Raw genomic sequence first — 12,820 nt, 5'->3', positions numbered from 1 at the left:
TAATGATGAGGCTTAAAAAAATGGAGCGGCAACAATTACTAGTAGAAAAAATTGAAGAAACCCCTTTTATAACGGACGAAGAACTAGCTAATTATTTTAATGTCAGTGTACAGACAATACGATTAGATCGTTTAGAGCTTGCTATCCCAGAGCTTCGTGAAAGAATCAAATCTGTTGCAACAAATCAATGGAATGAAACGGTGAAGTCACTTCCGTTAGACGAAGTAATTGGAGATATTATCGATCTAGAACTTGATCGACGTGCTATTTCAATTATGAAAATACAGTCTGAACAAGTATTTTCTAGAAATAAAATAGCACGAGGACACCATTTATTCGCACAAGCTAATTCGTTGGCAGTTGCTGTAATCGATGATGAATTAGCTTTAACTAGAAAATCAGAGATTAAGTTTAAGAGACAAGTGAAATTAAATGAACAAGTTGTTGCAAAGGCAGAAGTTAAAGAAGTTAAAGAAGACGGGATCACCGTTGTTCACGTTAATAGTTTTGTGAAAAATGAAGTCGTTTTTTCTGGTATATTCCACATGTATCGTTCTAGCGAGAAGGAGAAGTAAATATGAAAATAGCGATAGATGCAATGGGTGGAGATAATGCCCCTAAAGTTGTTGTAGAAGGCGCAATGAATGCAATTTCAGATGTGAAAGATTTACATATTACATTAGTTGGAGACGAAAAGGAAATAAAAAAGTACTTAACTAGTAATGAGCGTATTTCAATTATCCATACGGAAGAAGTTATTGGTGGAGATGAAGAGCCAATTCGCGCTATCCGTCGCAAGAAAAATTCTTCACTCGTTCTAATGGCAAATGAAGTGAAAGAAAAAAAGGCTGATGCGTGTATATCTGCCGGAAATACAGGAGCACTTGTAATAGCTGGATTGTTTGTTGTAGGAAGAACAAAAGGAATTGACAGACCAGCACTTAGTCCGACATTACCTACGACCAATGGTAAAGGATTTTTACTGCTTGATGCAGGTGCAAATGTTGATGCAAATGCACATAACCTTGTACAATATGCAGTCATGGGCTCTATTTACAGTGAAAAAGTTCGACTTATTAAAAAACCAACAGTTGGATTATTAAATGTTGGAACTGAAGATGGAAAAGGAAGTCAGTTAACTAAAAAAGCTTTTGCACAGTTATCAACTGCACCGATTAATTTTATTGGCAATATAGAAGCAAGAGACCTGTTAGAGGGAATCGCTGATGTTGTCGTAACAGATGGGTTTAGTGGTAATATAACACTAAAAGCAATTGAAGGAACAGCGCTTCATGTAATGAAGTTGTTAAAACAGACATTAACGTCGTCATTAAAAACAAAATTTGCCGCTGGGTTAATTAAAGGTGATTTAAAAAATTTAAAAGAACAGCTGGATTATCCAGAATACGGGGGAGCAGCCCTTTTTGGATTATCTGCACCAGTTATTAAATCACATGGATCATCGAATGATCGTTCAATTTATCATACAATAAAACAGGCCTGCCATATGATTGAAAATAATGTAATTGGGACAATTGGAGAAACAATTAAAACGTTAGAACTAGAGGTGGACTAAGATGAAAAGAATTGTATGCATGTTCCCAGGACAAGGTTCTCAAGTCGTAGGAATGGGAAAAGATTTTTACGACCAACACGATGAAATAAAGCAACTATATAAACTTGCTAATGAGAGTTTGAATAAAGATATTACGGATATAATGTTTAATGGTCCAGCGGAGATATTAACAGAAACTGAAAATGCACAACCCGCCTTATTATTAAGTAGTATTGCAGCATTTTCACTACTTGCTAAAGAAAATATTCAGCCTATCGCAACAATTGGTCATAGTCTTGGCGAATATAGCGCTCTCGTCGCAGCACAATCTCTTTCTATCGAGGAAGCACTCCCGCTTGTGGCAACTCGCGGCAGGTTAATGGAACAAGCTTTTCCAAAAGGGAAAGGTACAATGGCAGCAGTATTAGGTTTGGATGAAAATACTATACAAAGAGAACTGGATAAGGTTGACGAAACAGAAATTGTCGATATTGCTAATTTAAATTGTCCTGGACAAATTGTAATTTCAGGTTCACGAGCCGGTGTTGACCAAGCTGAAATACTTTTAAAAGAAGCTGGAGCAAGGCGAGTATTACCACTAAATGTAAGTGGTCCATTTCATTCCCGTTTAATGCAACCGGCTAATGATGAATTTCAAGTTTCTCTTAATCAAGTAAATGTTCGCAATGCGGAAGTGCCAGTTTATGCAAATGTGACAGCAGAAGCGGTAACAGATAAGAGTGAAATTAAACAATTATTAATTAGGCAATTGTATTCTCCAGTTCGATTTGAACAATCCATTCGAAATTTGCTGAAAGAAAATGTCGATGCTTTTGTTGAAGTAGGTACAGGTAAAGTCTTAAGTGGACTAGTGAGAAAAATTGACCGGAAAATTAAAACATTTGCAATAGAAGATACTGCATCTTTCTCACAATTTTTGTCATGGTATAAGGAGGATGAGTAAGATGTCTCTTGAAGGAAAAATTGCCCTTGTCACGGGATCTTCACGTGGAATTGGACGATCGATTGCACTTGAACTAGGTAAAAAAGGTGTAAACGTAGCTGTGAACTATGCTGGAAATGAGCAAAAAGCCGAAGAAGTTGTTCAAGAACTTCATGATTTAGGAGTAAAAGCAATTAAAATCCGTGCTAATGTAGCAGACGAACAAGATGTAAAGGCAATGATAAAAGAAGTTACGAAGGAATTTGGTCGTTTAGATATTTTAGTAAACAATGCTGGAATAACGAAAGATAATTTATTAATGCGGATGAAAGTGGAAGAGTTTGATCAAGTAATTGAAACAAACTTAAAAGGGGCTTTTTTATGTACAAAAGCAGTCACTAGACAGATGATGAAACAACGCTATGGTAAAATTATTAATATTGCTTCTATCGTTGGTGTCAGTGGAAATCCAGGACAGGCAAACTATGTAGCTGCTAAAGCAGGATTAATTGGATTAACGAAATCAACTGCAAAGGAACTAGCAACAAGAAACATTCTAGTCAATGCGGTTGCACCTGGATTTATCACTACTGACATGACGGATGTTTTAACAGAAGACCAAAAAGATGACATACTGTCTCAAATACCTTTGAAAAAACTTGGCGAACCGGAGGACATTGCAAATGTTGTTTGCTTTTTAGCGACGGATGATGCTAAATATATTACTGGGCAAACGATACATGTTGACGGTGGAATGGTAATGTAGGTAGAGTCAAACTAGTAATTTTATATTAATTCACATATACTATTGGAGGGAGGTGAAAGAGATGTCAGATGTATTTGAAAAAGTGAAAGAAATCATTGTAGAACAATTGGATGTAGAAGAATCACAAGTTACAATGGAAGCCTCTTTTAGAGACGATTTAGAAGCAGATTCATTAGATGTAGTTGAGCTTGTTATGGAATTAGAGGATGAGTTTGATCTTGAAATTGCTGATGAAGAAGCTGAAAGCATCAACACAGTGGGTGATGCTGTTAACTATATAGAAGAAAATAAATAAGCTAGTATAAAAATTGTTATTATACAAAATATTAGTAGTATACATAAGAGTACTTTGTAACTACCAAAAAAATTTAAGTCTCGCATGTTGCGGGACTTTTCATTTGTTTTATAAAATTAAAAAGGAGAGCTATTATGAATGTAAAAAGGCTTGAAGAGACATTAGCAATTTCTTTTCAGAATAAAGATATAATAAGACAGGCTTTTACACATTCATCTTATGTGAATGAGCATCAGAAAAAACATTTGTCTGATAATGAACGGTTGGAATTCTTGGGAGACGCTGTATTAGAACTAGCTGTTTCGGATTTTTTATACAATAAATTTCCCGAAATGAGTGAAGGTGAACTAACAAAATTAAGAGCAAGTATTGTTTGTGAAGAATCGTTATTTCATTTTGCTGAAGTTTTGGAATTAAATCATTATATCCTACTCGGTAAAGGAGAAGAACGAACAGGTGGCCGAAACAGACAAGCTTTATTAGCGGATGTATTTGAAGCTTTACTTGGCGCACTGTATTTGGATCAAGGAATGACCGTATGCCAAGATTTTTTGGAAAAACAAATATTTCCGAATATAATAACTGATGCTTTTTCGTATGCGATGGATTATAAAACAAAATTACAAGAAGTAATTCAAGAAGATCAGAAAAATACGCTGGAATACCTTATTATCGAAGAGAAAGGGCCTGCTCATCGAAAAAAATTTGTAGCTGAAGCAATTGTAAATGGAGATGTACGTACTAGAGGGATTGGTAATTCAAAAAAAGAAGCAGAACAATGTGCCGCCAAACGAATGTTGGAAGAATTAGCTAAGAATAACGAATAAAAAGATATGCGATTTTAAAGACGAACGATTAAAAGCTAGAAAGTTTAGAGTTTTAACATACTTTAATCTTAGATATGTAGTTAAAGGATACTGTTGAGTAGTGAAAATTTGTAAATTAGTAACAGCTTCGTTGATTTCCGCCTCCGGGCAGTTCGCGCATCCTTAGGCACGGCTTTAGCCCTCATCGGAAGAAAACCGCTTCCTGCGGGGTCTTTAGACACGTGCTTTTCCCGCAGGAGTCGACTACCCTCCGGCTCCAATCAACCATTATAATAGTAGTATCAAACGGAGCAGAGTTGTTACTATGCACATCGCAGCGAAGGAAATACACGGAGACTCCTACGGGAGGAAAGGCCTCGGTGAGACTACGCAGGAGCGAAGCGACGAGGAGGCTCATCAGCCGCCCGTGGAAAGCGGAGTGTATTTCCGTAGCGGTATTTACATCGCAACTTTGTTTGATATTTACAAAGAAAATTATTCAAGTTACTGCACAGTTTATGGAATTTAGCTATAAACTTAGAGAAGTAGATTTGATAAAAAGATTTTCTTCCCATCCTCATTGTGATTTAATTTTTAAGCTTTTCTAACAGTACGTAATTCATCAATAAATGCATGTGTCTCTTGCGGACTTAATGAACCTGATTTTACTACATGATCATATAAAAATTTTAAATCATCATATCGATTTAAATCGTAATCTTTCTCATCCAGTAAAATGCGATTCGCAACGCCCAATTTTTCACCTAATTGTTCAAGAATGTATTTCAAGTTTTCCTGTGATGGTTTATCTAAATTCATTTAAGCACCCCACAATATGTATATAAAAATATATAAAATAGCTTAGATTTAGTTTACAATGATAGATAGAATAACACAACCTTTTTAAAAACCATTTCGCTTATACACATAGATATGTAACAGTTTTAGTTTTTATCCTAAGGAGAATGATTATGTTTTTAAAACGTTTAGAATCAGTCGGCTTTAAGTCCTTTGCTGAACGTATTCAAGTAGAATTTGTCCCTGGTGTCACAGCAGTCGTGGGACCAAATGGAAGTGGAAAAAGTAATATTATTGATGCTATACGTTGGGTTCTTGGAGAACAATCTGCACGTTCTTTAAGAGGAAAGAAAATGGAGGATATTATCTTCCAAGGAAGTGAAACGAGAAATGCTCTCAATTTTGCGGAAGTAGCGCTTATTTTAAACAATCATGATGAAAAGTTACCTATCGACTATAACGAGGTGAATATAACGAGACGTGTTTATCGATCAGGTGAAAGTGAATTTTTCATTAACAAACAACCCTGTCGTTTAAAAGATATTGTCGATTTATTTATGGACACAGGACTTGGACGTGAATCGTTTTCCATTATTGGACAAGGTAAAATCGATGAAATTTTAAGTTCGAAAGCAGAGGAACGAAGAGCAATATTTGAAGAAGCGGCAGGAGTATTAAAATATAAACAACGAAAGAATCAAGCACAATTTAAATTAACAGAAACCGCAGACAATTTGGATCGTGTTGAAGATATAATCCATGAAATTGAACAACAAATAGAACCGCTAAAACACCAAGCGACAACCGCTAAAAAGTATCAGGAGAAAAAAGCAGAATTAAAAAAAGTAGAAATTGCACTTTTAGTTACAGAAATCGAACAACTGCATGTAAATTGGAAACAGCTGTTATCCGAAATTGAAGAAAAAAAACTCAGAGAAGTCGAGAAGAAGACAATTATTCAGAAAAGAGAAGCTGCATTAGCAAAACAACGCCAAGATATACAAAATTTAGAAAGAGAGATTGATGCACTTCAAAATGATTTATTAACATTAACAGAACAATTAGAGCAATTTGAAGGAAAACGGAATGTTTGGAAAGAACGTCTTAAACATTTGCAAGAAAATAAACAAAAGTTACTACAAGAGAAAGAATTAAAAACGGAACGAATCGAACAGTTAAAAAAGCAAATAGAAACAGAGAATGAAAACGTTCAAGTAGTAACCAATCACCTAGAGAAATCGCTGACAGAGAAGGAGCAATTAGAGAGAAAATTAGCTCAAGGGCTTAATGAATTAAACGAACAAATAGAGGATTTAAAATCTGATTATATTGAGTACTTAAATGAACAAGCTGTTTTACAAAATGATAAACAAACAATAGAAAGCCAATTAGAAAAGGTGGAAAATAAGGCGAATTCAGAATCTCATGAATATCAATATGTTATTGAAAAAGAAGAGAAGTTATCTGCACTTCATAAAGCAGTTGAACGTATGATTAAGGAGCTTACAGACAATATTGATACTAATGAACAAGCTCTTTTGCAGGCAGAGGAAAGACTCTTGAAACAACGGGACGAATATGAAGTAATGCAACAAAAACTTTATGAAGGAAATGAGCAAATAGCTACCATTACTTCGCGGAAAGAAATGCTAGAAGAAATGAAAGAAAGCTTTCAAGGGTATTTTTATGGGGTAAAAGAGATATTACAAGCTAGCAAAGAAAATAGATTAACCGAGATTTATGGTGCAGTAGTAGATTTGATCGATGTTCCTACAGATTATATGACGGCAATCGATACTATTCTAGGAGCCCAGGCACAACATGTTGTTGTGCCAAACGATAAAGTAGCTCGGGAAGTAATTCAGTGGTTAAAAAAGGAAAACAAAGGTCGAGCCACTTTTTTACCAATCGAATCAATTGAAGCACGAACTATTTCCGATAGGCTGATTAAACAATTAGAAAAACAACCAGGGTTTATTGGCATAGCAAGTGATTTAGTAAATACGAAAGATAAGTACTTAAAAGTAGTTGAACATTTAATGGGCAATGTTATTTTGACAGAAGATTTACGTCATGCGAGTACTATTGCCGGGTTAACGAATAGAAGATATCGGATTGTTACATTAGATGGTGATGTTGTTTTCCCGGGAGGTTCGATGTCTGGGGGGGCAAAAAAGAAGGCAAATCAATCTTTGTTTACAAGAGAAAAAGAGATTGTATTATTGTCAGAGAAATTAGAACGTTTCTATATGCGCAGAGACTCCTTTATAGAAGATATGAATAATGTAAAAAATTCAATCCGGCAGCGAGAAGAATGGATAAAACAAAAAGAAGTCCACCAGCAAGCATTAAATGAAACGTTACAAAAAGAACAAAAAAAGCAAAATGAATTAGCGATTAAATTGCAATCTGCTACAGATGAATTAGCAACATACCGATTAAATAATCAGCTAAAAAAAGAAGAAGCATTAAAACTTCGAATAGATTTAAAAAATGTAACAAGTAAATTAGAAGAAATACAGGTGAAAATAAATAGCATTGAGCAAACAATTGAGAAACTGACCAACGAACAAGAGGAAATACAAAATAATAAGCGAAATATAGAAAATAGATTACATGAATTACATGTTACAATTGCTGAGCAAGAGGAAAGAAAAAAGAGTTTACTTGAAAGAATAACTAGTTTGAATAGTCAACTTACTGAACAAGAAAATGAATATAAATCTATTATTTCTCAACTTAATCAATTATTAGAAACGGAAAAAGATTCAACCACTGAAACACAAATTGCCGAAGAAATTGAAATCTATAAAAATAAACGTGAATATACAGTAAAAAATATTGAAATGAAGCAAGTCGATCGTAAACGCAAAATTCAACTAACCGAAGACGAAGAAAGGGAAATTAAGCAATTATATAAATTACATGATAAATTTGTCCAAGAAATTCAGGAAAAAGAAGTACAAGCGAATCGTCTTGATGTAACGTTAGAAAATCACTTGTCTTTTTTACAAACTGAATACATAATTACTTATGAAAAAGCCTCTCGACAATATGAAAAAGTAACTGATATAGAGGTTGCTAAACAAAAGGTGGACCAAATTAAGCGTTCGATCAAAGAGCTAGGTACAGTGAACTTAGGTGCAATTGATGAGTATGAGCGTTTATCAGAAAGGTATACATTTTTAACTGAACAAAAGCAAGATTTAGTTGATGCAAAAAATATGCTTTATTCGGTCATTAATGAAATGGATCAAGAAATGACGGAGCGATTTACTGCGATGTTTTCTGAAATACAGGCTGCCTTTACAGTCGTTTTTCAACAACTATTTGGTGGAGGACATGCGGAACTACAATTAACAGAGCCAAACAATATTTTGGAAACTGGTATTGAAATAGTAGCACGACCTCCGGGAAAAAAACTACGAACTCTCGGTCTTTTATCAGGGGGGGAAAGAGCATTAACAGCAATTGCTCTATTGTTTGCAATATTACGGGCTCGTCCAGTACCTTTCTGTATTTTGGATGAGGTTGATGCAGCTTTAGATGAAGCAAATGTTGAAAGGTTTGGAAGTTATTTAAAGAGATTTAGTGAAGAGACACAGTTTATTGTCATTACACACCGAAAAGGAACAATGGAAGAAGCTGATGCCCTATATGGAGTTACGATGCAAGAGTCTGGGGTTTCAAGACTTGTTTCTGTAAGACTTGAAGATACAGCTGACTTAGTTGAGGCAACGTAGAAATGGAAAGGAAGATACTAAGATGAGTTTTTTTAATAAACTTAAAAACAAATTTATGAAAAATGAGGAAGCAGAAACGGATACGGAAATATATAAAGATGGGATGAAGAAAACCCGTCAGTCATTTACTAATAAAATTAATGATTTAATGGCTCGGTACAGACAAGTAGATGAGGAGTTTTTTGAGGAACTTGAAGAAGTTCTTATTATGTCAGATGTTGGTGTCATGGCTGTAATGGATTTGATTGATGAATTAAAATTCGAGGTTAAGCGTCGTAATATTAAAGATCCAAACAAAGTAAAAGACGTTATCTCAGAAAAATTAGTGGACATATATTATAACGAAGATGACGAGGAGATTGAAAAATTAAATATTCAAGAAAATGAATTAACCGTCATTCTCGTTGTTGGTGTTAATGGTGTTGGTAAAACAACTTCAATCGGTAAATTAGCTGCACAATTAAAAGAAGAAGGCAAAAAGATTGTGTTGGCGGCAGGTGATACGTTTCGGGCTGGTGCTATTGAACAATTGGAAGAATGGGGAAAACGTGCTGATGTAGAAGTGATTAAACAAACAGCGGGAAGTGATCCGGCTGCAGTTATTTTTGATGGAATTAAAGCAGCAAAATCTCGTCAAGCAGATATATTAATTTGTGATACAGCCGGTCGCTTGCAAAACAAAGTGAATTTAATGAATGAACTTGCTAAGATCCAGCGCGTTATTGAACGTGAAGTCCCAAATGCTCCGCATGAAGTGTTACTAGTTTTAGATGCTACTACCGGGCAAAATGCAATAAGCCAGGCTAAAACATTTGCAGAAGCGACAAATGTGTCAGGTATCGTACTAACAAAGTTAGATGGAACCGCAAAAGGTGGAATTGTCCTCTCCATACGAAATGAATTACAAATTCCTGTAAAGCTCGTTGGATTTGGTGAAGGAATTCATGATTTAAAGAAATTTGATGCTCATAAATTCGTTTACGGGTTATTTGCTGATATGTTAGAAGAGGAAAATGAATAGGACATGGAGATGACTTAAAGGATGAGATAGATGCTTGAAAAAACGACAAGAATTAATATGTTATATGATTTTTATCATTTGCTTCTAACGGATAAACAAAAAGACTATATGGAGTTGTATTACAGGGAAGACTATTCTTTAGGTGAGATTGCCAGTGAAAGTAACGTGTCAAGACAAGCAGTTTATGATAACATAAAAAGGACAGAACAGTTATTAGAAACATATGAAGAAAAGCTTAAGTTATATAGTAAATTTCAACAACGTCAAAATCTTTTAACCGAGTTAAAAGAGAAATCCAAACAAGCAAAATTATCAGATCAATTAGCAGAAATAATTGATGCTTTACAGAAAATAGACTAGGAGGACACCTTCTATGGCATTTGAAGGATTACAATCACGTTTACAAGAAACGATAAAGAAAATCACAGGTAAAGGAAAAGTTAGTGAACAAGATGTAAAGATGATGGCAAGAGAAGTACGCCTTGCTTTATTAGAAGCAGACGTTAACTTCAAAGTCGTTAGAAATTTTATTAATGAAATAAAAGAGCGTGCAGTTGGTCAAGAAGTAATGGAAAGCTTAACACCTGGTCAACAAGTAATTAAAATAGTTCAAGAGGAACTAACAACTTTGATGGGTGGCGAGCAAAGTAAAATTGCAACGAGCGATCGTCCACCTACTGTTATCATGATGTCAGGACTTCAAGGTGCTGGGAAAACAACAACAACGGGAAAACTGGCTAATTTACTCCGAAAGCAATATAATAGAAAGCCACTTTTGGTTGCTTGTGATATTTATAGACCGGCAGCAATTAAGCAACTGCAGACACTTGGAAAACAATTGGATATTCCTGTATTTGAGATGGGTACAGAAGTAAGTCCAGTTGAAATAAGTAAAAAAGCGATTGAATATGCAAAGGAAGAACATCTAGATTATGTACTTATCGATACTGCAGGGCGTCTCCATATTGACGAAGAGTTAATGCAGGAATTAGCAGATGTTAAAGAAGCAGTTAAGCCGGATGAGATCTTTTTAGTCGTAGATGCAATGACTGGACAAGATGCCGTTAATGTTGCTGAGAACTTTAATGAGCAATTAGATCTTACAGGGGTAGTGCTTACAAAGCTTGATGGGGATACTCGAGGCGGTGCTGCTTTATCTATTAAGGCTGTGACTGATAAACCAATCAAATTTATTGGTACAGGAGAAAAGCTGGATGAACTCGAAGAATTTCATCCGGAGCGAATGGCGTCCCGAATTCTTGGTATGGGCGATGTTTTAACATTAATTGAAAAAGCTCAAGCGAATATTGATGAAAAACAAGCACAACAATTGCAAGAAAAAATGCGTACGATGTCCTTTACATTTGATGATTTTCTTGAACAAATGAGCCAAGTAAAACAAATGGGACCGTTAGAGGATTTATTAGCTATGATTCCCGGTGCCAACAAAATGAAAGGTATGAAAAATGTTCAATTTGATGAGAAGCAATTAGTCCATGTAGAAGCGATTATTCAGTCAATGACAAAAGAAGAAAGGCAAGACCCTTCCATCATGAATTCGAGTCGAAAAAGAAGAATTGCTAAAGGTTCTGGCACTAGTGTGTCTCAGGTAAACCGTTTACTAAAGCAGTTTAATGATATGAAAAAAATGATGAAACAAATGACCAATATGCAAAAGGGGAAAAAAGGGAAAGGATTCCAATTACCTTTTATGTAGACTGTCATGTAAAAACACTTTACAGACTTTATTAACCATGTTAATATTGATAATTGTGTTAGATGAATATAGGAGGTGCAAGGTATATGGCAGTTAAAATTCGTTTAAAAAGAATGGGTGCAAAGAGAAAACCTTTTTATCGTATCGTTGTAGCTGATTCTCGTTCACCACGTGACGGACGTTCAATCGAACAAATTGGAACGTATAACCCAGTTTCAGATCCGGTAGATGTTAAAATTGATGAAGATAAAGCATTAGACTGGATGTTAAAAGGTGCAAAACCAAGTGATACAGTTCGCAACTTATTTTCAAAAGAAGGTATTATGCAAAAATTTCACGATGCGAAAAATCAAGAAGTAAAGTAGTGTGATTACATGAAACTTTTAATTGAATCAATCGTGACCCCGTTAGTCGACCATCCGGAAGATATTGTTGTGAATGAGCGGGAAGAAGATAACAAAATTGTATACCATTTAACTGTTAACGAAAATGATGTTGGTAAAGTTATTGGTAAAAATGGACGAATAGCCAAAGCTATCCGTACCATTGTTTATTCCGCTAGACAAGAAACAAATAAACGAGTTTTTTTAGATATTATGTAATAAAGAAGGGAAAAGGAAGGTCTTTTCCCTTCATAATATTCCTCTTTTAACTCCGCAATTTAAATTACCTTTTTCAGAAATAGTTATACATATACTTCTAATAAGCAGTACTTACTATGCTTGTCCTTCCTTGCATTTACGTCGAAATCTTAAGAGAGTGAGGTCGAAAGATGCAAATAATTAAACGAGTTCAAATCAAACAAGTAATCACTGAAAAGAGTAAAGAAGAGTTACGTAAAAAATTCGAGCAAAATAAAATTCAATTAGAACGTGAGTGTCAACAACTATTGTTTGAACAAAGAAAACTTAAAAATAAACTGAGTAATACCTCTAAGATTGAAATAAAAGAACGATTTGATCAAGAAATTAACAGTAGAAAAGATAAAATTGCAATTATTGATTTTAAATTAGAACAGCTTGAATTACTTGAGATTGGCAGTGAAATCATTGAACAAGAATTCGATGCACTTGTCACTGTTGAAGTTGGCGCTAATTGGGCAGAACTCGTAAGTAAGCAATCGATCGTTATTAAAGATAATATTGTAGAAAGAATCGATTATGAATAAGGTGATTT

General features: G+C 34.8%; 14 protein-coding genes. 13 read left to right on the top strand and 1 reads right to left on the bottom strand.

All coding sequences use genetic code 11. The features are described from left to right. Positions 1–5 precede the first annotated feature (5 nt). From fapR to rnc, 6 genes are all read left to right on the top strand, one after another. The gene (gene fapR, locus SPD89_RS00985) at positions 6–575 is read left to right on the top strand and encodes a transcription factor FapR (protein ID WP_336260081.1); all 570 of its coding nucleotides are present in this window, start codon (positions 6–8) and stop codon (positions 573–575) included. Between the two features lie 2 nt (positions 576–577). Next, entirely contained in the window at positions 578–1,576 is a 999-nt protein-coding gene (plsX, locus tag SPD89_RS00980; protein ID WP_336260080.1) for a phosphate acyltransferase PlsX, read from the top strand. A gap of 1 nt (position 1,577) precedes the next feature. Beyond that, positions 1,578–2,519 (top strand): ACP S-malonyltransferase, encoded by a 942-nt coding sequence (gene fabD, locus SPD89_RS00975; protein WP_336260079.1) that lies wholly within the window; start codon positions 1,578–1,580, stop codon positions 2,517–2,519. Between the two features lies 1 nt (position 2,520). Then, positions 2,521–3,264 (top strand): 3-oxoacyl-[acyl-carrier-protein] reductase, encoded by a 744-nt coding sequence (fabG, locus tag SPD89_RS00970; protein ID WP_336260078.1) that lies wholly within the window; start codon positions 2,521–2,523, stop codon positions 3,262–3,264. Between the two features lie 61 nt (positions 3,265–3,325). Beyond that, complete coding sequence (acpP, locus tag SPD89_RS00965) at positions 3,326–3,559, top strand: acyl carrier protein (protein WP_336260077.1); 234 nt, start codon at positions 3,326–3,328, stop codon at positions 3,557–3,559. 134 nt (positions 3,560–3,693) lie between these two features. After that, positions 3,694–4,386, top strand: a complete 693-nt coding sequence (gene rnc, locus SPD89_RS00960; RefSeq protein ID WP_336260076.1) for a ribonuclease III — start codon at positions 3,694–3,696, stop codon at positions 4,384–4,386. Positions 4,387–4,959: 573 nt separating this feature from the next. On the opposite strand, the gene SPD89_RS00955 is transcribed toward rnc, so the two are convergent. Beyond that, positions 4,960–5,184, bottom strand: coding sequence for a DUF1128 domain-containing protein (locus SPD89_RS00955; RefSeq protein ID WP_336260075.1), 225 nt, complete (start codon positions 5,182–5,184; stop codon positions 4,960–4,962). Positions 5,185–5,336: 152 nt separating this feature from the next. On the opposite strand from SPD89_RS00955, the gene smc reads away from it, so the two are divergent. From smc to SPD89_RS00920, 7 genes are all read left to right on the top strand, one after another. After that, a complete protein-coding gene (gene smc, locus SPD89_RS00950; RefSeq protein WP_336260074.1) occupies positions 5,337–8,906 on the top strand; it encodes a chromosome segregation protein SMC in 3,570 nt (1,189 codons plus the stop codon). Between the two features lie 22 nt (positions 8,907–8,928). After that, positions 8,929–9,927 carry a signal recognition particle-docking protein FtsY gene (ftsY, locus tag SPD89_RS00945; RefSeq protein ID WP_336260073.1) on the top strand — a complete coding sequence of 333 codons (999 nt, stop codon included), beginning with the start codon at positions 8,929–8,931 and terminating at the stop codon, positions 9,925–9,927. 30 nt (positions 9,928–9,957) lie between these two features. Beyond that, positions 9,958–10,287 (top strand): putative DNA-binding protein, encoded by a 330-nt coding sequence (locus tag SPD89_RS00940; RefSeq protein WP_336260072.1) that lies wholly within the window; start codon positions 9,958–9,960, stop codon positions 10,285–10,287. 13 nt (positions 10,288–10,300) lie between these two features. After that, positions 10,301–11,644 (top strand): signal recognition particle protein, encoded by a 1,344-nt coding sequence (gene ffh / locus SPD89_RS00935; RefSeq protein WP_336260071.1) that lies wholly within the window; start codon positions 10,301–10,303, stop codon positions 11,642–11,644. 86 nt (positions 11,645–11,730) lie between these two features. Next, positions 11,731–12,009, top strand: a complete 279-nt coding sequence (gene rpsP, locus SPD89_RS00930) for a 30S ribosomal protein S16 (protein ID WP_336260070.1) — start codon at positions 11,731–11,733, stop codon at positions 12,007–12,009. A gap of 9 nt (positions 12,010–12,018) precedes the next feature. Beyond that, complete coding sequence (locus tag SPD89_RS00925; protein WP_336260069.1) at positions 12,019–12,246, top strand: KH domain-containing protein; 228 nt, start codon at positions 12,019–12,021, stop codon at positions 12,244–12,246. 170 nt (positions 12,247–12,416) lie between these two features. Next, positions 12,417–12,812 (top strand): YlqD family protein, encoded by a 396-nt coding sequence (locus SPD89_RS00920; RefSeq protein ID WP_336260068.1) that lies wholly within the window; start codon positions 12,417–12,419, stop codon positions 12,810–12,812. Positions 12,813–12,820: the final 8 nt, after the last annotated feature.

Source organism: Pseudogracilibacillus sp. SO30301A, from assembly GCF_037072025.1.
GTDB lineage: Bacteria > Bacillota > Bacilli > Bacillales > Amphibacillaceae > Pseudogracilibacillus.
Note: the sequence above shows the minus strand (reverse complement) of the source record. Positions and strands in the feature narration are given on the sequence as shown.

Excerpts from the sequence above, each read along its gene's own strand:
- fapR (WP_336260081.1), top strand. The coding sequence starts at position 6 with ATGAGGCTTAAAAAAATGGAGCGGCAACAATTACTAGTAGAAAAAATT.
- plsX (WP_336260080.1), top strand. The coding sequence starts at position 578 with ATGAAAATAGCGATAGATGCAATGGGTGGAGATAATGCCCCTAAAGTT.
- fabD (WP_336260079.1), top strand. The coding sequence starts at position 1,578 with ATGAAAAGAATTGTATGCATGTTCCCAGGACAAGGTTCTCAAGTCGTA.
- fabG (WP_336260078.1), top strand. The coding sequence starts at position 2,521 with ATGTCTCTTGAAGGAAAAATTGCCCTTGTCACGGGATCTTCACGTGGA.
- acpP (WP_336260077.1), top strand. The coding sequence starts at position 3,326 with ATGTCAGATGTATTTGAAAAAGTGAAAGAAATCATTGTAGAACAATTG.
- rnc (WP_336260076.1), top strand. The coding sequence starts at position 3,694 with ATGAATGTAAAAAGGCTTGAAGAGACATTAGCAATTTCTTTTCAGAAT.
- SPD89_RS00955 (WP_336260075.1), bottom strand. The coding sequence starts at position 5,184 with ATGAATTTAGATAAACCATCACAGGAAAACTTGAAATACATTCTTGAA.
- smc (WP_336260074.1), top strand. The coding sequence starts at position 5,337 with ATGTTTTTAAAACGTTTAGAATCAGTCGGCTTTAAGTCCTTTGCTGAA.
- ftsY (WP_336260073.1), top strand. The coding sequence starts at position 8,929 with ATGAGTTTTTTTAATAAACTTAAAAACAAATTTATGAAAAATGAGGAA.
- SPD89_RS00940 (WP_336260072.1), top strand. The coding sequence starts at position 9,958 with ATGCTTGAAAAAACGACAAGAATTAATATGTTATATGATTTTTATCAT.
- ffh (WP_336260071.1), top strand. The coding sequence starts at position 10,301 with ATGGCATTTGAAGGATTACAATCACGTTTACAAGAAACGATAAAGAAA.
- rpsP (WP_336260070.1), top strand. The coding sequence starts at position 11,731 with ATGGCAGTTAAAATTCGTTTAAAAAGAATGGGTGCAAAGAGAAAACCT.
- SPD89_RS00925 (WP_336260069.1), top strand. The coding sequence starts at position 12,019 with ATGAAACTTTTAATTGAATCAATCGTGACCCCGTTAGTCGACCATCCG.
- SPD89_RS00920 (WP_336260068.1), top strand. The coding sequence starts at position 12,417 with ATGCAAATAATTAAACGAGTTCAAATCAAACAAGTAATCACTGAAAAG.